Origin of the sequence: Leptospira selangorensis (assembly GCF_004769405.1) — a bacterium.
Lineage (GTDB): Bacteria > Spirochaetota > Leptospiria > Leptospirales > Leptospiraceae > Leptospira_B > Leptospira_B selangorensis.
Window position 1 is genome coordinate 372,228 of record NZ_RQES01000016.1, and the last position, 19,684, is coordinate 391,911.

20 protein-coding genes are annotated in these 19,684 nt (G+C 39.1%); 11 read left to right on the forward strand and 9 right to left on the reverse strand.

The features are described from left to right. Positions 1–8: 8 nt before the first annotated feature. From EHO58_RS12195 to EHO58_RS12225, 7 genes are all read left to right on the forward strand, one after another. Complete coding sequence (locus tag EHO58_RS12195; RefSeq protein WP_135626374.1) at positions 9–605, forward strand: c-type cytochrome; 597 nt, start codon at positions 9–11, stop codon at positions 603–605. Then, a complete protein-coding gene (locus EHO58_RS12200; protein ID WP_135680104.1) occupies positions 605–1,828 on the forward strand; it encodes a hypothetical protein in 1,224 nt (407 codons plus the stop codon). Before EHO58_RS12195 ends, EHO58_RS12200 begins: the two co-directional genes overlap by 1 nt. An 11-nt stretch (positions 1,829–1,839) precedes the next feature. Beyond that, positions 1,840–2,364 carry an Lsa16 family lipoprotein adhesin gene (locus EHO58_RS12205; protein WP_100724961.1) on the forward strand — a complete coding sequence of 175 codons (525 nt, stop codon included), beginning with the start codon at positions 1,840–1,842 and terminating at the stop codon, positions 2,362–2,364. A 153-nt stretch (positions 2,365–2,517) separates the two neighbouring features. Further along, positions 2,518–3,336, forward strand: coding sequence for an Lp29 family lipoprotein (locus EHO58_RS12210; protein ID WP_135626376.1), 819 nt, complete (start codon positions 2,518–2,520; stop codon positions 3,334–3,336). A gap of 117 nt (positions 3,337–3,453) precedes the next feature. Next, a complete protein-coding gene (locus tag EHO58_RS12215; protein ID WP_135680105.1) occupies positions 3,454–3,849 on the forward strand; it encodes a hypothetical protein in 396 nt (131 codons plus the stop codon). A 61-nt stretch (positions 3,850–3,910) separates the two neighbouring features. Continuing rightward, positions 3,911–4,723, forward strand: a complete 813-nt coding sequence (locus tag EHO58_RS12220; RefSeq protein ID WP_425269445.1) for an Lp29 family lipoprotein — start codon at positions 3,911–3,913, stop codon at positions 4,721–4,723. Between the two features lie 69 nt (positions 4,724–4,792). After that, the gene (locus EHO58_RS12225) at positions 4,793–5,605 is read left to right on the forward strand and encodes an Lp29 family lipoprotein (RefSeq protein WP_135680107.1); all 813 of its coding nucleotides are present in this window, start codon (positions 4,793–4,795) and stop codon (positions 5,603–5,605) included. A 41-nt stretch (positions 5,606–5,646) separates the two neighbouring features. Here the strand turns inward: EHO58_RS12225 and EHO58_RS12230 are convergent, their stop codons facing one another. Then, complete coding sequence (locus EHO58_RS12230) at positions 5,647–5,946, reverse strand: hypothetical protein (protein ID WP_135626380.1); 300 nt, start codon at positions 5,944–5,946, stop codon at positions 5,647–5,649. Positions 5,947–6,318: 372 nt separating this feature from the next. Here EHO58_RS12230 and EHO58_RS12235 point away from each other — a divergent pair, with 372 nt between their 5' ends. Further along, the gene (locus EHO58_RS12235) at positions 6,319–7,464 is read left to right on the forward strand and encodes a DUF1577 domain-containing protein (protein ID WP_135626381.1); all 1,146 of its coding nucleotides are present in this window, start codon (positions 6,319–6,321) and stop codon (positions 7,462–7,464) included. Position 7,465: 1 nt separating this feature from the next. On the opposite strand, the gene EHO58_RS12240 is transcribed toward EHO58_RS12235, so the two are convergent. From EHO58_RS12240 to EHO58_RS12250, 3 genes are read right to left on the reverse strand one after another with little or no spacing between them, the layout of a single operon-like run. Beyond that, positions 7,466–9,763, reverse strand: coding sequence for a DNA polymerase domain-containing protein (locus tag EHO58_RS12240; RefSeq protein ID WP_135680108.1), 2,298 nt, complete (start codon positions 9,761–9,763; stop codon positions 7,466–7,468). Continuing rightward, positions 9,760–10,020, reverse strand: coding sequence for a DUF8156 family protein (locus tag EHO58_RS12245; RefSeq protein ID WP_135626383.1), 261 nt, complete (start codon positions 10,018–10,020; stop codon positions 9,760–9,762). The genes EHO58_RS12240 and EHO58_RS12245 overlap by 4 nt, the downstream gene beginning before the upstream one ends. Then, positions 10,013–10,660 carry a hypothetical protein gene (locus tag EHO58_RS12250; protein WP_135680109.1) on the reverse strand — a complete coding sequence of 216 codons (648 nt, stop codon included), beginning with the start codon at positions 10,658–10,660 and terminating at the stop codon, positions 10,013–10,015. Before EHO58_RS12250 ends, EHO58_RS12245 begins: the two co-directional genes overlap by 8 nt. Before the next feature lie 132 nt (positions 10,661–10,792). On the opposite strand from EHO58_RS12250, the gene EHO58_RS12255 reads away from it, so the two are divergent. Then, a complete protein-coding gene (locus tag EHO58_RS12255) occupies positions 10,793–11,314 on the forward strand; it encodes a Pycsar system effector family protein (protein ID WP_244241156.1) in 522 nt (173 codons plus the stop codon). A gap of 41 nt (positions 11,315–11,355) precedes the next feature. Here the strand turns inward: EHO58_RS12255 and EHO58_RS12260 are convergent, their stop codons facing one another. From EHO58_RS12260 to EHO58_RS12280, 5 genes are read right to left on the reverse strand one after another with little or no spacing between them, the layout of a single operon-like run. Beyond that, complete coding sequence (locus tag EHO58_RS12260) at positions 11,356–13,329, reverse strand: hypothetical protein (RefSeq protein WP_135680110.1); 1,974 nt, start codon at positions 13,327–13,329, stop codon at positions 11,356–11,358. A gap of 39 nt (positions 13,330–13,368) precedes the next feature. Then, on the reverse strand, positions 13,369–14,559 hold the full coding sequence (locus EHO58_RS12265) for an acyltransferase family protein (protein WP_135680111.1): 1,191 nt from the start codon (positions 14,557–14,559) through the stop codon (positions 13,369–13,371). A gap of 12 nt (positions 14,560–14,571) precedes the next feature. Further along, complete coding sequence (locus EHO58_RS12270) at positions 14,572–15,771, reverse strand: acyltransferase family protein (RefSeq protein WP_135680112.1); 1,200 nt, start codon at positions 15,769–15,771, stop codon at positions 14,572–14,574. 30 nt (positions 15,772–15,801) lie between these two features. Beyond that, the gene (glyA, locus tag EHO58_RS12275; RefSeq protein WP_135680113.1) at positions 15,802–17,049 is read right to left on the reverse strand and encodes a serine hydroxymethyltransferase; all 1,248 of its coding nucleotides are present in this window, start codon (positions 17,047–17,049) and stop codon (positions 15,802–15,804) included. Positions 17,050–17,074: 25 nt separating this feature from the next. Next, entirely contained in the window at positions 17,075–17,908 is an 834-nt protein-coding gene (locus EHO58_RS12280) for a lipoate--protein ligase family protein (protein WP_135680163.1), read from the reverse strand. Positions 17,909–18,301: 393 nt separating this feature from the next. Here EHO58_RS12280 and EHO58_RS12285 point away from each other — a divergent pair, with 393 nt between their 5' ends. Together EHO58_RS12285 and EHO58_RS12290 are read left to right on the forward strand one after the other, a co-directional pair. Next, positions 18,302–18,892 carry an SGNH/GDSL hydrolase family protein gene (locus EHO58_RS12285; RefSeq protein ID WP_244241157.1) on the forward strand — a complete coding sequence of 197 codons (591 nt, stop codon included), beginning with the start codon at positions 18,302–18,304 and terminating at the stop codon, positions 18,890–18,892. After that, positions 18,889–19,683: a hypothetical protein gene (locus EHO58_RS12290; protein WP_135680115.1), complete on the forward strand. Its 795-nt coding sequence runs from the start codon at positions 18,889–18,891 to the stop codon at positions 19,681–19,683. Before EHO58_RS12285 ends, EHO58_RS12290 begins: the two co-directional genes overlap by 4 nt. The last annotated feature ends 1 nt before the right edge of the window (position 19,684 follow it).

The window sequence follows — 19,684 nt, forward strand, 5'->3', positions numbered from 1 at the left end:
GAATTTTGATGATTTCACTGCAAAGAATTTTTGCTCTTTCTCTCGCAGCTGTCCTTCTATGGAACTGCGAGTCTAAGACTCCTCCTATGGAGTACATGCCGGATATGGCCGACTCTCCAGCAAGAGAAGCTCAGGAAGCGGACTCTAATTTTCCGAATAATACTTCCTTACGCCTTCCTCCGGTTGGAGCGGTTCCTCAAGGATATTTCCCTTACGAGTATGCAGGTTGGACACAATCTCTAGATGCTCTTCCAAATAAGGGACTTGCGAATCCTATCAAAGGAGATCTGGCTACTCTTCAAAAAGGGGAGATCAAATACCAAACGTATTGTAGCCCTTGTCACGGTGTTAGAGGACAAGGAAACGGAACCGTAGTAGGTCCTGCTCCACGTTTGAATATGGCTCAGTCTGACGGAAGCCCGATGGCTGCATTAACATCTGCAAGCGCTAAAGCTTACTCCGACGGACAGATCTATCATATCATCACCGAAGGAAAAGGAGCTATGAAAAGTTATGCTTCTCAAGTTCCTTCCGAAGATCGTTGGAAAATCATATTATATGTTCGTAAATTACAAGAATACGACAACAGAACGGCTGGTAAATAATGGAAGTTAAAGTAGAACAAAACTTAATCAACTTTAAGTTGGATTCCAAAACCAGAAACGCTCTGGTAGGAATGATTCTAGTAGGTCTGGCAAGTATTGGTCTTGCGGCTTTCGGTCTTGGACATCCTGAACTTCGTCATGAAGGTGGTCATTCTAACCCGGCTTGGTCCGCATACTTAGTCGGTGTATTCTTCATTTTGGGAATTACACTAGCAGGGATCTTCTTCACCTCTTTGGCACATATCACTGGTGCTCATTGGCCGGTAACTCTTCGCAGAATTTCCGAAACTTATGGGCTATTCGTCCCTGTTGCAGCGGTCCTTCTACTCGTACTGATCGTGGGAGCTCATGATCTATATGAGTGGACTCACGCAGAGGCGGTAGAAGCTGATAAACTTCTTAAGCATAAAAAACCACTCTTAAACATCGGATTTTTCTCCGGGATGGTGGTTGTTTTAGGAGCAGCTTGGTCTGCATTCGGATATCTTTTCTATAAAAGATCCGTAACTCAGGATAGCGACAAAGACGTTAAACATACTCAGTTCAGCGCAAAGTTAGCCGGAGGATATATTATATTCTTCGCACTTTCATTCTCTTTAGTTTCCATCATGTTGGTAATGTCTCTTACTCCACACTGGTTCTCCACCATGTTCGGAGTTTACTGCTTTGCAGGTGCTTATCAGGCAGGACTTTCTTCTTTCATAATCATGGCGTATTACCTGAAGAAGAAGGGATTTTTAGGAAACCTGGTAAATGAAAACCATATCCATGACTTAGGAAAATTCTTACTCGGTTTCACAGTATTCTGGGCTTATGTTGGTTTCTCTCAGTTCATGTTGATCTGGTACGCTGCTATTCCGGAAGAAACTTTCTTCTATGAGCAAAGGCTGACCGGCGGTTGGGAATATCTTACTTTAGCATTGCCTGCTATTAAGTTTGCGGTTCCTTTTTTACTTCTCTTAAACCGTCCGAACAAAAGAGACATCGACTTCTTAGTAAAAGTCGCTCTTTGGGTCATCTTTACACAAGCTACTGAAATTTTCTGGCTGGTATATCCTGCTAATTTCGTGGACTTCTCCTTTGGAGGATACCTAGTATCTCTTGGATCCGTAGTAGGAGTGATCGGCTTATTCGGTCTGGTAGTTCTGAAAAGATTGGAAAAAGCTCCTTTGATCCCGGTGGGAGATCCGAGATTGGAAGAAGCTTTACACCATCACCAATAAGGAAAAGGATCATGAAAAAATTAGCATTAAATATTACGATCCTCGGAATTGCAGCTCTCGCTTTGGGAGCTTGCTCCAATACCGCTCAAATCGTAGGGAATATTAACTGCCCTACATTAGAAAAAGGTAAATTAGATCCTAAGGTTGGAATTCTTTCCGACGACCAATCTAATCCTGTTCCTGTGGAATTCCTTCCTGTCGGAACTGTAGTAAAAGTTTATGATTACAGAAACCATTACTATATCGCGAAAAAATTGGTTCGTATCAAAACTGAGAAAAACGAAGGTTGGGTCGACCCGGTTTGTTTGGTAGTCGCTCAAAATCCTGACGATTCCGTTTTCAAATGGGGATATCGTTCCGATTATAAACCTTTCTTAGACAGAGAGGACAGAGACAGATATAATCATAAAAATGATCCTAATGCAGGACCTGATTCAAAAGGAAGATCTGCTGACGGATTCGAATATGATATCTACAGAAACCTTCCAAAAGATAAGGTTCCTCTGGCAGATCTGGCACCTGAGCTGAAAAAGTAAAAGAAAAACGTTCTTTTATCCGTTTCAAAATTCACAAAACCCCCTCCGAATAAAGGTTCGTTGGGGGATTTTTTTATTTTACCCTTCTCTTAACGTAATTTTTCCTTTTACATATTCTATAAATATCATGTATGGGTCGTTCGAGGTTTGTAGATGATCAAATATAAAAAAATTCTGATATTGGTGATTATCCTGTTTGGGGTATTGGCGTGTAACGCGCATTATTTCGTAAAATATCCGGATGAAAGTGTAACTGTTCCTGTAACTTTGAAAAAGAACGTTAAGATAGCCTACGTAGGTTTTGTTCCGTTCCGTAGTTATGTTTCAGGAGTCTCCGGAAGAACGACTACATATACGGCAGTTTTAGACAAAACTAAACGTCTCCCTTTATCGGAAACTGTTGCTCAACCTGCTCATGCTTTAAAAAGTAATGGATTACGCAAAGACGTCCCTAAAGAGAAAGTGCTAAAATTCGTTTCGGATTATCTTTCTATCGTTAAAAAGTCCGGGACCGAAGAGTTGATCCACGTAATTGAGCCGGTAAAAGACGGCAAGAAGACTGAGGATGGAAAGGATTCTTATACTCCTTATCTTAGAAATCTAGACGCGGATTATATTGTAGTCGGTGCTTTAAGTCCGGCGTTCGAGGATATGAGCTTTGCCGTAACTTTCCCTCATTTATTTAGTACGCTGTTTTCCATAGTGACTTTAGGAATATTTCCTTCATTCCAATGGGGAAATGCTGCTATAGATGTTAAGGTGTATGATAAAAATCTAAATCAAGTTTGGCAGAAAGAATACGATGCGTCTTATACGGTATTGCGTGCATTATGGGTATCTTCTTATCCTAAAGAATGTTCTGAAAGATTAAGCTGTATCGTGAAACAAAGAGAAGCGGTTCCAGGATTCGTATACAGAGATTTGCTTCCGCAAGTGGAATTTGACGTTTCTAATTTTGTATCTTCAAATTAGTAAATAATATGATTTCCGGCTCAAAAGTCCGTTTATAGATTGGGGCCGGATATAAAAAAGCAAAAATAAAAAGACGGAATCAAGCCGGTTTTATAAACAATACGTTTTGAGTAAAAAATGTATCAGATCCGTAAATTCGCCAAAATTATATTATTTCTATTTTTCTCCTGCTCCATCATTTTTCATACGATCATCATATCCGGTGCAGTTCCTTTTTCCATAGTATGGGGAGGCAGATTAGAAACTTGGGAGCAGATGATCATTTTTGAATCGATTTCTATTCTTCTAAATTCCGTCTTTTTGATAGTGATCGCTCTCGATTCTAAATATATCAAACTTCCTATCCCGAGGCGAGTTGTTCGCATCGCAATTTGGATTATGGCCGTGATCTTTTCTTTGAATACTATCGGTAATATATTCTCTTTGAATTCTACAGAAACGGCAGTGTTCACTCCAGTTACTTTAGTAATCGCCGTTTGCTGTATTATTTTGGCAAGTTCGGAAGAAAGGTAGTAGTCACAAAGCCTAAATTTTTCTTGCCGAATTTATCTGGCTTTCTAACGTCATTCGCCATATGAAGAATCTTTTTAGAAAGTTATTTGTTCTTTCCTTAATATCTCTAACGCTTCCGTTTATCAACTGTAGTACTCGGATTTATCCGACATTAGCTGAGCCCTATGTACGCAAAACTCTCCCGGAAAATTATAAAAAGCCGAAAATCGCTTATATTGGATTTATGGGTTTCAAAGAGGAGCTAACTGCTTCCTATGGCAGAAGACGGACATATACCGCCAGCTTAGATGATAGGGCCCGTTTTTTGATAGATCCTCCATACGGTGATTTCGGTTCCGATGAACTAGCAAACGTGAACCAATTTAGAAGAGATATTCCCTCACCAAAAGTTCGTAATTTCGTTTTCAGCTATCTGGATTCGGTTCGTCAGTCCGGTTTGAAAGAAATGAACAAATATGTTCATGTTGTTCCTCGTGGAAAGGAATATGATTACTTTCTGAGAGATCATCAATTTGATTATTACGTCATTGGGATCCATCTTCCCGCTTTTGCTGAAAGTGCTGATGATGAAAATTTCTTTCATATCATTTCCTTTCCATTCTCCTTCTTTACATTAGGGGTACTACCGTTTGTTGGAAAAGGAAAAGCATACTCTACAATGATTGTTTTTGATAAAAATCTAAATGAACTTAAACGTTTTAACTATGATAATAGATACACTGAAATATCCGCTCTTTGGATGCCGGCATCCAAATCTTGCGAGGTTTTGCGTTGCCTTCATGGAGATAGCATGAAATTGAACAGGAATGAGCACATTTACTCAGGGCAAATTCCAGCGATTGAAAAAGATATCGAGTCAGTTATTTTCAAATAAATCCAAAACTTGGTTTTGTCGGATAAATTTTTACTGGCAACTTAGCCGGGAATTGTTTAGAGTTTTGAAATGCGTTCGATTTTGTTTAGCGTTCTTTTCTTACTTTTATTCAATTCCTGTGCTTCCAGATATTCTCTTACCCAGAATGGGGATGTGGGAACTCCTACAAAACAACCTACTAAAAAATTCAGGATCGCTTATTTAGGATTTAATACGTTTAAATCCACTAAGTTAAAAAAACCGTATGGGACAGTGGACTTTGAAGCACTTTCGGATCCATATTCTAGAACGATCAAAGAACCTATCGGGGGAAGTTTCCCCATTCCGGGGGAGAATAAGCCGAATGGAATTCGAAAAGACCTTTCTCCGGAGAAGGTTTCAAAATTCGTAAAATCTTTCTTAGAGGTGACTGGTCCTACCGGGATCAGAGAACTGGAAAAGTTTTTAGAGATCTCAAAAACAGAAGAGAATTATACTTATTCCTTTAAAAATCTTCCTTATGATTATTATATCGTAGGACTACATTACCCCGTCTTTGAAAAAACAAGGAATGTAGGCCTAAATTTTATAACTATTTTCTCCAGTTTATTTAGTGTGGTAACCTTGGGAATCTTGCCTTCTTATGAAGCGTATGCCGCTAATACAAAGGTTTTAGTATATGATAAAAATCTAAACTTACTCAAAGAACTTGAATATGATAATAATTACTCTGTTTGGAGAGCGTTATGGGTTACTCCGAATCCTAAGGAATGTGGGATCGGCAGTTTAAGCTGTCTCGGAATGTTCAGTCCTACATTGGGAACGAACCCGCCTATGGTATTCGAAGCAAGTTCTTCTAAGATCAGTTCCGATTTAAGCGATTATATTAATACTTTAAAATAAGAAAAGATACCCGGGGTGGTTTGGTCCCCCGGGATTAGAAGCTATTTAGCGAGAAGGGATGCGAGGAGACTTTTCTTGTCGATAGGAGAATCGAAAATAGAAGCAGAACAAACTTTATAATTAGCAGCAGACGGACAACTTGCTGTTCCTCCGATCTTACATCCAGACTTCTCACATTTTTTACGGCTTTCAGAAGTATCCGAACCTGAATAACTGCAATAGTCCCTGCAATTAGAACTAGAACCTGAACCGCAGATATAACATCCATCCGCATAGAGACCAAGTTTGGAATGAGCAGAAAGTATTAAGACGAGAAGCTGGATAAGGAGTAGTTTTTTCATATATTTTCCAGGGTCGAAATTGAATTAATAATTTATTTCCAAATTTTGAACTAGTCAATCGATTAATTTTAAGAAATATTTCCGTTCATACCGATTAGTTTTATCTCAAATCGGATCCGCCGATTTACGAAAACGGGGGTAAAACTCATCTTTTCTCGGAATTTTCCCGGATTTTCATGCTCTCCCTAAATTAAGGGATACGTTAGTCGAGGCCCGTATTCCCTAACGGATAAAATTCGGTAAAAAATTTTTTCCAAAAGAAGGTGATTTTGCCTTAAAAAAATCGAAAACGAAAGACATTCCAATAATAAATTGTGAGTCGGTTAATTCGGAAAGAATCAATTCGCTTATTAAAAGAAGTCTAGTTGGATTATGCAATATTTTGAAAAGAATTCCAGAGCTTTAGATTATATCGTTTCCAAAGATCAGAAAAAACATGTCATTCTGAAATACTTACTAGACCAAGAAGTTTCTCTTAAGATCTATCCTTTCGATCAAAAAGCTGTCATCAAAAAGTATTTGGAAGAGGATGAGAAGGTTCTAATTCGTATGCCGGAGAACTGGGAGGAAACCGGAGAGAAAAAAGTCTCCTTATTCAAGATCCTAGCCAAGTATATAGAGATCGATTGTCAGTTTCTTCAAAAAGCGGAGAAGGATCTTTATCTATTAAAAGTAGAAAAACTCGCAATTGCAAAATTGAATCGGGAAACCCCGAGGGTCCAAGTCTCAAGCGGCAAAGCAGTCGTAACAAATTTAATCACACCTAAAACGGTGATAGAAGCGAATATGTTCAATATTCCGACTTTGATAAAGGTAAATCTAGAAGATTATAAAAACCGCCTGAAAAAGAACAGCACTGATAATATAGTGATAGAAACATTTAAACCCGGGCTGGATAGAAAGTTTGAGATCGTAAAACGTTCCCGAAAATCTTTACTATTGGAAGATACGCAAAACACCAATTCTTATTCAGAGTCAGGGCCAGATCGTTTGGATTATTCCAAAGATATTGACGACGATATCGGGACAATAATCCGAAAATTCAAGGACCAAAAGATCGTTTCTGAACTCATTCGTCCTATTATTTACAAAAACCATTCTGATCAACAGATCCCGATAGGTTATATTTGGATACAAAGTAGGGATAAAAAACTCACTTCGGATTATTTGGCGGAATTGGGCAGGCTTTCGGATGAAGTTGTGGGCCGGATCAAAGAATCAAATACGATCAAAACTACCGAAAAATTCACAATTTTGGATGCCTCTCCTAGAGGACTTAAGGTAAAGATCCATGATCCTAATCTGATAGATACTTTACCTAAACAAGAGAGTTTTATCTTAGATGTTCTATTCAAAATGCAAGCTCCTTTGACTGTATCCGCCGCGATCCGTTGGTGGGGAAAAGACGAGGACGGAAATTTGACATTAGGATTGGAATTTAAGAGTAAATCGGATCATCCTGGTGAGAGGGACAGATATATTAAAAATTTGGAATTGATACAAAAGGGAGCACTTTAATCTAAAAGTCGAATCTTCCCTGAGGATCTATTAGGGAATCAAAATCCTTGAAAGAGGCGAATTCCGCCCAGACTTCTCTAAAAACCCCAACTAACATTTTTCTATAATATTCTTTGTCAAAACCTGTTTTTTTGATTTTGTTCGGATAGAGTTGTAACTCTTCTTCCGGCATGTATCTTCTATCCTTTGTTTTTGATTTCTGATTCAATACTAAGTATTTTATTTTTTCTCCAGCCTGCACATCCATACCGAAATCTTTCAGTTTCATCATGGAAAGAGCGGTGGCTCCCATTACTTCGTATTCTTCCAGCTCTCTGGAACTGGATTTGACAAGTAGTAGATTTTCGGGAGGGATATAATTCTGTCGGATCATAGAATCGTATTTATGATAGATGGATAAAATTTCAGATTCGGAGTTTTTTAGATCCTGGATCGTGACCTTGGTCTTCATCCATTCTAACATTTCATATTGTGCATTTGTAATGAAAGTAGGGAGGTCTTTTCTTCTGGCTCCTATTCCTCTACATTTTAATTTTCCGGATTGGAATCTTCCCATATACCTATTTGCCACAGGCATTTCCGAATCTTGGCTGGAAGGAGGAAACAGTAACCAGGTATAAACTCCGTCTACTTCCATTCTGATCTTGGTACGTTCATATATTTCTGAACATAAAAAATCTAGTTCGGATGTGCTCAGAGGAGAAGAGTCATAGTGTTTGATAAATATACTATCTGTGATCGCATGAACGAACTCATATCCGAATTCTTCCGCAGTTTCTTTTGCGAGTAGAAGTTTTTGTCTTCCGAATGCATTTACACTTTCATGGCTTTCTAATCTTCCGAATTTTGCATTTCTATAACCCAAGTATCCGAATGAAGTTACTAACATCCATTTTAAACTGGCTTGTTTTGCTTCATAATTTTCTAACTGTTGTCCCGAAGTGATCTTAGATTGTTTTTTATAATAAGTCCTTCTGTCTATTATATGTTCTAAAGCTTCCGAAACGACTCCTTTACGTTTATTGCATATACGATATCCTATGTCCGGAGCCTTTGGGACTGTTTCATCATCTGCGCAACATTGGCAGTTTACACATTCCGGAGAAATATTATGCATTGCCATGATGTTGGGATACATCTGCGCAAAATCCAATTGTGCAACATTCTCTGCCGTTTTTCCGTAACTAATATCCGGTTGAAAAACTAATCCTCCTTTATCTGCCTCCAGCAATTGGAGCGCCGTTTTAGGAGCTTCTACCGCACTTTTTTGCCAAGGAACCAAATAACCCCTCCTTAAGGCCACATCCGTCTCTATATAAGTAAGTGCCTTTCCTGTGGATGCTCTTGCCATTTTTTGCATCGGAAGCCTGGAAAGTCTTGCTAGTTCCACGACTCCCATTAGGTCTGCTTCCTTATATACGAAGCTATTTTTAGAATCTATATGCCATCTTCCGAATAAAGGATAAGAAGGTGCACGGAATACAATATTTCCGTATGTAAAATAACTGGTTCCCTTGGTGCTGATATTCCTGCGGATAGGAGTCGTTCTATCCCTGTCTAATGCAGGCAGAAATCCTTGTTTTTGGGATTGGTAGAATAGGTAAGGTAGAATGACCTGATCTCCATATCTGGTCAGTAGAATGTCTGGGTCTTCTTCCCTTAATAGTATATCTAGTTTTTCTAATAATCTTCTGGGATTTGTTCCGGATAGTTCATGGTAATCTGTATCAGTTCGAACTATTAAAGGATTGTTTTCTATATTGATCCTATGGCTTTTTTTGAGCTCCAAATATACGGTTTTGAATTTGGGAACCTCATAGTCCATTTCAGAGGGAGAATCTTCCGTTTTTACGTTTACGATCCTTTTTGCTCCAGGATCTTCCGTATAATCTATCTCCATTTTACATAAAGGAAATAAACCTTTTTGGAACATATAACTAGTGGGAAGATCCAGATCAGAATGATAGATCTCGAATTTTCCATATAAGGCATATAATTTGCGGCTGATCTTAGGTAGGATAGAAGGTTTGGTGATTACGATTTTCAGCACAGGGACTGTTTTATTTTCATAGAATAGATTTCTATTTTCGTAAACAGGAACCTCTTGAATTGCATCCAATTCGAAAAGACGTTTTACTAATTTTTTAAGTAGATCAGATTCTCCTCTTGCATAAACGATCGGATTAAATTTATCCAAAAAAAGTTGGGATTCACCTTCTTCGTTTTTCAACCATAGATATACTATGTCCTCCGCATGATAAACGTCGAACAAATATCCTTTGGCAGTTTGGAGGTTCATTCCGATTTCCGAAAAGCTTCCGATTCTTTTTTTAATCTGAGGATTTCTTTTTTTAGATCTATCATCATCGTAAGAAGCATAATATCGATGGGATAAGGAGAAGAGGCCATTACCCCTGCTTGCACCTGGAGTTTTGCGGTTCGGATCAATTCATCGAAAATTTCCTGGTCCGGCTTACGAAGTCCTCTTCTGTATTGTCCAAGGCTAGCATCGATGTACTGCATTTGCCTGGAATATGGAATAACTGTCCTACCCATAAATAAACTCCTGTTTAGAATTCGGATCTGTTCCGATCTCGTACATAGATTTCGCTTTTCTGATCTTAAGATAAGAATGATCTTCCACCACATTTAACTCCCAAAGATCTTCAGAGAGCTCCACTAACTTGGGAAAAATTTTTTGAAAGTTGGGATGAGTGTATTTAGTGGATTCCACAAGAACGATTGGGATCTGTTTGGAACGCATACGCTCCAATAATAATACCAATTTTTCCAAAAGGAAAAGACCCTCGTCATCCTGAACATCCCCATCGAAGAATTGTTTGCAGGGAGCTAAAATGAAATAGATCGTATTTTCTTTTGTGGAAGAATAGATCTCCCTCAAAGAATCCAGGATCTGATAAGGAGTGAATGCTCTCTGGACCAAGATTTTTTCTAAAAGAGCCTCGGGAGATACTCTCCTTTTTCTGGTCTCTTCCGTAATGGTAAACACATCGAAACGAATGGCGCAGTCCAAATTAAAAACCTGAAATCCCGAAACCGCAAACGCGTATTCCCAACGAAGGGCTAATTTATAAATTCCCTGTCTCCCTGTTAAAAGCCCGACATTGTCCCTGCTCCAGCCTAGGACCGGACGAAATAACTGGTCTTGGAAACCTTCCAGGGGACCTAAATACATATATACTATATAAATGATATGTTAAAAAATGTAAAGTGATTTGAGGAGTAGAAATTTCAAAAAGAAAATTTTGGTCTATGGACTATTATAATTATGTCTTGTCTAAATAAATTTTCCAAAATCCTTGGAGCTATGGAATCAGATCATTTCAAAACGGTCCGCGCACGTTCTGCCGTAGATTATCTTTTTAGGACCGTTCACCAGCATCATTCTCAGCTCAGCCAAATGGCTGATCAAAAGGCAAATATTTTAATCGCCGCATCATTTGTAATACTCTCACTTTCCTTAGGCTATGTTCAAAGACCTACCTATAGAACCGGTTTACTGACACTGATGGTATTTATCGTAATTGCGGCAAGTTTAGCGATACTTGCGGTGATGCCTACGTTCAAACAGAGAAAGAACGGCAAAATAAATCCCTTATTTTTCGGACATTTTGCCCCTATGAGTGAAAATGAATTTATGAATAAGATGGAAGAAATCGCTTCGGAAGATTCTTCTTTGTATGAGGCATTGACAAGAGATCTATATCACTTAGGAAAATCATTATATTTTACGAAATATAGATATTTGAGATGGAGCTACCGTTGTCTTTTAGTGGGTGTAACTTCTTCCATGGTCTTAATATTTCTGGAAATTAAAGGAATTCTTTAACAAGAGCCATTTACCCAGTTTAATCGGAAATAGATAATAACTTACATCTTAATCTGGATCGGAACAAATCGATTTAAGATTTCTCTGACAACCCGATTTAGTCTGGGTTTTCCTTCGGCTTCCAGAAGGATCCAATAGGCGTAGTCTATACTAAACATGTCTTTGATATTCTTTCCGACCTTTATCCATTGTTGTTCTATTCGTTTTTTGGCCTCAACGGTTAGGTTCGGATTCTTTTGGAAATTTTCCAAATAAGCATAATACTCTGAGGTAAGAGAAGCTGGGATCGGATCCTTCCATTTTCTGCCCCTTATTGTTCTCTCAGTTTCCCAACGGAATTCGCCTAAGGTTTTTGTAACTACTAACGTGGCGTTTTCAGTCATGACTATAGGGAATAATAACCTGCTATAATCTTGGTTGCCTGCGCTTGTTTCTTGCCAAAGAACTCCCCTGTTTCCACTATAAGGCAGAAGGATACAATCAGCAAAAAATTCCTTTCTATATAGATCTGTATGGTTTGGGTCGGAGTTGGAAATTGCGCTTACTTCTCTATGGAAGATGCTTGTATCTATTTTTAAAACTCTTTCCGCATTTGATAGAATTTTGCTTGGGAAGGTCAGATTGGATTCCGTTGCTCCGTAGAATTGGTCTTCGGATAAGATTGGATAAGCGAAATTCGGGTTTAAGGAAATTCCCAGAAGTCCCATATAAAGAATATTTTCCAGTTCCCAGTCCAGAATATGCAAAAGATATTCTTTATTCATAATATTCTTGGCTTCTGCTTCTTGGTTCCATCGCAGATTTGATTTTTGGACCTGATCGTAGGTTTGCCCAAGGTGGTTTTGAGAAGGATTTTTTTTGCCGGAAAGTATGAGGTTTAGCCAATCAGGAAGAAGATGAACAGAAAGTTTGACTTCCTGATATTGGCGATCATTGACAGAGGATTTTAATGTAGCGATCGCAAGTTCCAGATCAAACAATCGTTTCGCCGATACTAAACCTTCGTCCAGGAAGAAAAAATGTATAAATAGTAATACTGGTTTGGGGATATTTGTCGTTTGAGAGCGGAATTTTATAAAACAAACTTTGTATAATCGTATTAATATTTTATAATCTTCTTGTTTATGCCTTCTGCGTATCAAGCCAGGGTGTTCTTTATACGCGGTCACAAGCCTTGTGATCTCTTCACAAACACTAGGATTTAATCCCGAATATTCTAAAATTTGGGAAAGGCTATTTATATACTCGTCAGGGATGGCACCAGGATGTGCCGGCCCGGCAGGGCTTGTTTTAGGAGTTTCAATCCATTCTTCATTTTTTTTCTCATCAATTTCCGGAACAGTTTTGATCTGTAGGGTAAGATTTGTTCCTTCTTGAGAGATCAATATCGCTTCGGATTTGAGCCATTGTTTGCTCTCGTCCGGAACTAAGATCTGCATTCTTTCGTATCTTGTGAGAGAGAATGTGGCTCCTACTTTTTTAGTATAAATCCTGGCCCGTATCGCTCTGTTTAAAGAGTTCTCATCCAGTTCTTGGATACCTAATAAGGCAGGGAATCTTTCCTCGGAATCCGTTTCTAAGATAGCGGTGATAAAGTTTTTGGCGGTGGCCTTATGATCTTCTATCAGATGATCTAATGCATGTACGATCAATATGTCTTTCCAGGCGGGAAGATTACTTTGTTCCGCAAGGAACTGTAAAAACTCAGGAAGGAAATATTTTCGATACCAGGAAGGATCTTCCGCCAGTCGTTTTAGATCTGCGTTATCAACCTGATCTAAAAATGTATGGAATAGGTTCGTATCTTTGGAATTAAAATGGTGGAGCTGTAGTTTGGATACGATCTTTGCTCTGTGCTCTAACGCGAGACTGTTTTGTCTGCGTAGATAACGTTGCAATATATAGATTACTGTGAATAGAAGGGCTAAAAAGATCGCTCCGCTAATAACTGGAGCCCAAGAGAATTCTGGCCAAATCAGGATGGGGTTTCCGGAATCCTGACCTAATATGAACATGCAAAAATATTAAATAGAATTATAAAGTAGTCAAGATGTTTACTTGGCTGGGAGCTCTTTCTTTTTCATTCTTTTCAGAATATAATCTCGAATTGCCAGGAATGGCCTTTCTGTAATATAAAAAATCGGAACACAAACAACAAAAACAAATAATACCGTATAAATTCCAAGAAGTAAGTAAGGGCCAGCCTCTAATCCGGACGGAAGATTATTCTTGAATATAAAACGAAGTGCAGCTAGTAAAAACATTCCGTGCCAAAGATACATTGTATAACTTGTGCGAGCTATCGGAGTGAAAAAGCGCGATCTGAATATAAAATTCCAGAAATTTCCCTCCAGTAAACATGCAATGAATAAAACGGCAAAACTAAATTGGAAATACGTATGAATGAATATCGAATTTATATTTGTTCTACTCATCAGAAGTGCGATACAAAGAGATAACGCGGCTCCGATCGAAAAGCCTAAGTTTTTTGCCAGACTCGTATTTTTTAGAAACTCAGGTTTCCATCTTACAAGTTCAGTCAGTAACATTCCGACAATGATTGCATCAAAACGGGATTCAGTATGAAAGCTGGTCCAATCTGCCGTAAAGTCGAAATGATAATAGAATCCCCTGATAACCATCGGGACAAAATATAGCACGACCAATATGATCCTTCTCATTTCGGCTTTTTGTTTGAAAAGAAGAATGGAACAAAGCGGAGGAACGACTAAATAGAATTGTTCTTCGATGGAAAGACTCCAGCCGAATGAGAATAATCTATCGTGGAAAAAATTGGAAATATATAAAAAATCAGTCCAGGAATTCGCGAGGGAGTTTGCTAATTTTTCTTTTACAACCAGAATTTCCGGAGAAGGGGAGGTCATTTTTTCGCCAATTTTATAGACGGCTTTGGTTTGTATAAAATGAATAATTAGACAAATATAATATGCAGGTATAATCCTGAAGGTACGTTTTAAGTAGAACTTTTTTAGATCGATTTTGGAACTTCTTCCGTATTCATCTAATAACCCGCCGTAGATCAAGAACCCGCTTAACATGAAAAATAGATCTACTGAGGATTGTAAATTTACGATAATAGTGGTTAATATCTCTCCATCGGAGACTAGGACTTTTCCCGCTCCGGTCCCAAGATGGAAAATAATCACCATAAAGATGGAGAGGGCCCTTAGGCCGTTTAATGAAGGGATTTCCGCATCATTTTTAGCATATAAGTATTTTAGCATATATTTACCGTATTAGTTGGGTGTTGAAGCTGATCTGGCCTTTAGTCGAGCGATCCATTTGTCTTTAAGCTTTAAAAAAGGTCTTTCGATCAAATAGAATAGAATAGTACAGAACAAGAAAGTGAATAATACCGCGACTATAAAAGTGGCGAAAGTTCTGGAATAACTTAGGGATTGTATTACTGTTCCACAAACTATCGAGATAGCTGCGGAAGTCGGGTATAAATGCCAAAGATACATTGTGTAACTCACCCGGGCGATAGGACGAAATACGGAAAAGCTTAAAAATTTGCCTATATAGGAATTTTCCGAAAGGCTAACTAATACAATCCCTGCAAAACCTAGATTTAAACAATTATAAGCGTAAATTTGAGTGAATGCAGTCTTCTCTGTCAGAAAGCCTATTGCCGCAAGAATGATGGAGACAGAAAGCACCGAGTAACGGATCGGCTTTTTCTGGAAAAAGTTGGAATAATATGAAGAAAGGAAAAATTCAGAACATAACATTCCCGCAATAAGCGAATCAAATCTAGTCTCGCTATGAGTGTATATGATATGTGTAGGTAAAATATCGAATTGGGAATAAACCGCTCTTAATATGACCGGGATAAAATAAAGGCCAACAAGTAGGATCCTTCTTGTGGAATCCGAAATTTTAAAGAAAAGTAATGCACATAAAGGAGGTAGTATTAAATAGAATTGTTCCTCTATCGACAAAGACCATCCGTAATCGAATAATCTTCCTTTTGTATAATTGGAAATATAGAATATATCGGCCCATGCGTAGGAAATACTTTCGGTTAAACTCTGTTTTAAAAGGGTTTTGGAAGCATCTAAATTTTCTGCGGCGTTCAAGGACTTTAACATCCCTCTCATGCTGAGATATTGGACTAAGAGCAGGAAATAATAAGCAGGGAAGATCCTGAGAGATCTTTTGATATAAAAAAAGGAAAGTTTTATGTTCCCGTACTTTACTTTTTCTTTTAGTAGATTTCCATAAATTAAGAAACCGCTCAATATAAAAAATAAGTCGATTCCTGCGGTAAGGTTTTTAAGAGCAGTATCTAATAGGTAAGGGATATTCGGGATAAAATGATTTGCCCCAATCCAAATGTGGAGCCCTATGATCATCATAATGGAGATAGCTCTGACTCCGTTTAGGGCTGGGTATTCCTCGTCCCGCTTCTCCGTAATATAAGAAAAAAATTTCATAGGGCTCTCTTTATGTGTTAAATTTGGAAATTAATCCAATCTGAAATTGGTCATCGGGAATTGTTGGGTGATCTCTTTCACCCCTGCCTTGACTTTTTCCTTGGTCTTTTCGTCGTCCGGGTTGTCCAAGAAATCACAGATCAGGTTTCCTACTTTTTCAATATCGGCAGGTTTGAGACCTCTGGTAGTAAGTGCAGGAGTTCCTAAACGAATTCCGGAAGCAACTGCTGGAGGGTTTTTGTCGAATGGGATTGCGTTTTTATTCACTGTGACTCCGACTTCGTCCAATCCGTCCGCTGCTTTCGCGCCGGTTAAACCTTTTACGGATACATCCAATAAGACTAGGTGGTTGTCAGTTCCACCGCTTACCACTCTGAATCCTCTTTTTACAAAAACTTCTGCCAGCACTTTAGCGTTTGCGAGTACTGTTTCAATATACTTTTTGTAATCAGGGCTTAAAGCTTCTCCGAACGCTACCGCTTTTGCTGCGATTACGTGCATTAAAGGTCCACCTTGGATCCCAGGGAATACTCTGGAGTTTAATACTTTCTCATTTTCTAATTTAGAAAGAATTAAACCACCTCTTGGTCCTCTGAGAGTTTTGTGAGTGGTAGTGGTAACATAATCAAAATTATCGATTGGAGAAGGGTGATAGCCGGTCGCCACTAACCCGGAGATATGCGCGATATCTGCCATAAGTTTTGCGCCTACTGATTTTGCGATCTCTGCGAATTTATCAAAATCGATCGTTCTAGAATATGCAGAAGCACCTGCAACGATCAGTTTAGGTTTATGTTCTTTTGCAAGAGATGCAAGAGCATCGTAATCAATTGTCTCGGTTTTAGGATCTACACCGTAAGGGATCGGTTTATAATATTTTCCGCTGATATTTACAGGAGAACCATGAGTTAAATGTCCTCCATGAGCCAGATTCATTCCTAAAAAAGAATCTCCCGGTTCCATAGTGGCCAGAAAAACCGCCATATTTGCCTGCGCCCCAGAGTGAGGCTGAACGTTTGCGTATTCCGCTTTGAAGATCTTTTTAGCTCTTTCGATCGCCAAAGACTCTACCGCGTCCGCGTTTACACATCCGTTATAATATCTTTTTCCAGGATATCCTTCCGCATATTTATTAGTAAGAGTGGAAGTATAAGCTTCCAGAACTGGTCTGGACACGAAGTTTTCAGAAGCGATCATTTCCAGGTTTTGTTCCTGTCTTTGGTCTTCTGCCTGTAAGGCTTTGAAAATTTCGGGGTCTTGTTGGGGAAGGTATTTCATTTTTTCCTCGTGGTGCCTAAGAGAATCATTCTCCCAGAATATAGCCTAGATCTGAATATTTTTCCTGGAACAGCCGATCTGCCACCTTACGAACGTTTCGAAAGAAGGATGGATCCGCTTCGGTACCTATGATTTCAACCCCCAGATAATCCGCAAATAAAAGGGAAAGGTCTTGTTTGAATTTTCCGGGCGAAAAGGAGGCAGGCAAGGCGGTTACGAATTCATCATGAGCTCTGCCTTTTCTATATTCAGGTTCTTCTGGAGGATGGGGTAGAAGGTCCGACACCAATGGGATCAGCCTGGAATCCAAGATCAGGGTCCCATGTTGCACGATGCAGTTCTTCTTCCTGAACTGAGCGTTTCCCGAAATTTTTTTCCATACATCCGGGGATAGTTCTAAGGCGAGGTCTGACTTGCCCTTACATTTTGTTTTGAGCCCTTGTTTGTTTAGAGCAGAAGATATCAGACCTAAGAATATATTATAAGAGTTAGAGACAGGATATAGCTCCGGTTTTGTTTCTAAGGAAACGAAAAGGCTGAAGTTTAGATTCCATCCTGGCTCATGTACGACAGTCCCTCCGCCACTTGCTCTTCTGGCTATATATACCGGGTCTGTTATGGAAGGTTTTTTGGGAGTTGGTCTTTTTTGGAATGTAGTCAGGAAGTTTTCTATATTTTCTTTTCCTGCGCTTAGTTCCGGTTTTTCCGAGAGGCCCATTATAATGGACCTGGGTCCTTCCCAAAATCGAACCCCGCCGGAATATCCTCCGGATACTAGTTGGACGGCGAGAGCTTCTTCCAAAGCTAGATTATAATAAGGTGTCCTGATGGATTTTTGGTCTAGTATAAAAGTTCTCACTTCGAGACCAGAGTCTATCGGACTATAGTTTTCGTCCATGGGTTTTACTACGGACTGTGGTCTTAATTGATCTATTTAAACACCGGTCCCAATCTTATTTTCTCTTTTCTTACTCAGGGAATAATTTTAAACACTTTGTGCGAATATAAATGAACCGCGTTCCATATATATTAATAAAATATAATATTAAAGTGCGCTTTAAGTTTAATTGAACTGCGGTCACCGTTACTCGATTTTTAATAAAATTGGAACATTCTTCTTTCTCCCCTTGTCCTAATTTATAGAGCATTATGAAAAATGAATATAATTTATTTCTTAGAGAAGTTGAGACTTCTTTCTTCCCCTTCGAAAACCAGGGGGGTTTTTAATCGGTTCTCAGTTTTTGTTTTGGCCATGTCCCTTTTGTTAGGGGCTTGCGTTATAGACCAAGATACAAATTCCAAAAAATCCAAATTATACAAACCTAGCTTTGCCCTTTTCGGGGATAGTATCTCTGCCTTTTGGCCTGTAGAAGAACAGTTCCCCGAATTCGAAACTTATAAGAAGGCCTTCCCAGGAAGAAGGACTTATGAGATCCAGGAGGCAGCCAAAAACGAAACAGGGAAATATAGATCCTGTATGTTGAACGGCGGTGTAAATGATTTCCTGAATAATTTCGAACCCACTTGGGAAGAGGTCGACGCAACTGTACAACGTCAACTTAAGACCTTGGAAATACTGAACGAGCGCTGTGATTATATCATCGTTCTGAATGTATGGAGTGTCCAGCTTCCTTGGCCGGTTAAGGCAGCGTCCATGATCAATTTGGAAATGAAGAAGAAGGTCACCTTCCTACCAAGAATTGATCCTGAAGATCTGATCCATAACGAAATGTTATTGGACGGAGGTCACTTAACTGACGAAGGATACGGAATTCTTTCCCAAAGGGTGAGGGAATATCTCAAAGCTACTTTGCCTGAGTTTTGGTTGGAGTTTCTGTTATGAGGTATAGTCTCTTACTCCTTTTATTGTTCTTAAGTCCGCTTGCGGAAATTTTCGGATCCGATAAGGCTACGATCCCATATCCAGCATGGGGACAATCAGTAGGAGTATATAATATTTTTGTAATTAGTGCGGACGCGAAAGAATACAGGAATTCCAACGATTATGACCGGAATCGTAATATTTCTCTGGATGGGGAATTGAAATTGGGAGATCATTTTTCAGTTTCTGCCGGGTATGGATACGTAGACCAGTACGCTACTAGGACTACTCCCTGGAGTGGCTGGGATAGATGGAAAGCGGGCCTGAAAACATTTTTCACTTTCGGGATATTTTCCATAGGAGGAGGTGTAAACGTTTACGGACCTTCTGCATCCGAACCTTGGATCGGTGAAAGAAATCCGGACCTACTTTTGGTTCGTCCTCATCTTGGTTTTGTTCTGGATTTTGGTAGGACTAAGCTCCAGGCATTTGGTCTATACGAAAGAGAAACCGATTCCAGATTCAGGGATCCTGTCCAAGATAAATATTATCGTTATATGGAAGCGGGTGCTACTTTATCCTACGAAACAAATTCAAATTGGATCCTTCTTCTGGAAACTACCTATCGTATGGCAGTGGAAAATACGATCTCGTCTCCTCGTTCCGATTCATTCAATCTTCATCCTGGTGTTCAGTATAAGATTGGAGAGGGAGGGCGAGTTTTCTTTAGCGGTTTATACGGGATGCGAAAGGATAATACTTACGATCAGGGCTTTAAAGTAGGTTATCAGCAGATGTTCTCTTTTGAATGAG

Bases quoted from the DNA above. Each gene is read 5' to 3' on its own strand.
- glyA (WP_135680113.1), bottom strand. From the start codon at position 17,049: ATGAAATACCTTCCCCAACAAGACCCCGAAATTTTCAAAGCCTTACAG.
- EHO58_RS12205 (WP_100724961.1), top strand. From the start codon at position 1,840: ATGAAAAAATTAGCATTAAATATTACGATCCTCGGAATTGCAGCTCTC.
- EHO58_RS12240 (WP_135680108.1), bottom strand. From the start codon at position 9,763: ATGAACCTCCAAACTGCCAAAGGATATTTGTTCGACGTTTATCATGCG.
- EHO58_RS12285 (WP_244241157.1), top strand. From the start codon at position 18,302: ATGTCCCTTTTGTTAGGGGCTTGCGTTATAGACCAAGATACAAATTCC.
- EHO58_RS12255 (WP_244241156.1), top strand. From the start codon at position 10,793: ATGGAATCAGATCATTTCAAAACGGTCCGCGCACGTTCTGCCGTAGAT.
- EHO58_RS12250 (WP_135680109.1), bottom strand. From the start codon at position 10,660: ATGTATTTAGGTCCCCTGGAAGGTTTCCAAGACCAGTTATTTCGTCCG.
- EHO58_RS12290 (WP_135680115.1), top strand. From the start codon at position 18,889: ATGAGGTATAGTCTCTTACTCCTTTTATTGTTCTTAAGTCCGCTTGCG.
- EHO58_RS12230 (WP_135626380.1), bottom strand. From the start codon at position 5,946: ATGAAAAAACTACTCCTTATCCAGCTTCTCGTCTTAATACTTTCTGCT.
- EHO58_RS12215 (WP_135680105.1), top strand. From the start codon at position 3,454: ATGTATCAGATCCGTAAATTCGCCAAAATTATATTATTTCTATTTTTC.
- EHO58_RS12260 (WP_135680110.1), bottom strand. From the start codon at position 13,329: ATGTTCATATTAGGTCAGGATTCCGGAAACCCCATCCTGATTTGGCCA.
- EHO58_RS12270 (WP_135680112.1), bottom strand. From the start codon at position 15,771: ATGAAATTTTTTTCTTATATTACGGAGAAGCGGGACGAGGAATACCCA.
- EHO58_RS12220 (WP_425269445.1), top strand. From the start codon at position 3,911: ATGAAGAATCTTTTTAGAAAGTTATTTGTTCTTTCCTTAATATCTCTA.
- EHO58_RS12200 (WP_135680104.1), top strand. From the start codon at position 605: ATGGAAGTTAAAGTAGAACAAAACTTAATCAACTTTAAGTTGGATTCC.
- EHO58_RS12210 (WP_135626376.1), top strand. From the start codon at position 2,518: ATGATCAAATATAAAAAAATTCTGATATTGGTGATTATCCTGTTTGGG.
- EHO58_RS12195 (WP_135626374.1), top strand. From the start codon at position 9: ATGATTTCACTGCAAAGAATTTTTGCTCTTTCTCTCGCAGCTGTCCTT.
- EHO58_RS12225 (WP_135680107.1), top strand. From the start codon at position 4,793: ATGCGTTCGATTTTGTTTAGCGTTCTTTTCTTACTTTTATTCAATTCC.
- EHO58_RS12245 (WP_135626383.1), bottom strand. From the start codon at position 10,020: ATGGGTAGGACAGTTATTCCATATTCCAGGCAAATGCAGTACATCGAT.
- EHO58_RS12235 (WP_135626381.1), top strand. From the start codon at position 6,319: ATGCAATATTTTGAAAAGAATTCCAGAGCTTTAGATTATATCGTTTCC.
- EHO58_RS12265 (WP_135680111.1), bottom strand. From the start codon at position 14,559: ATGCTAAAATACTTATATGCTAAAAATGATGCGGAAATCCCTTCATTA.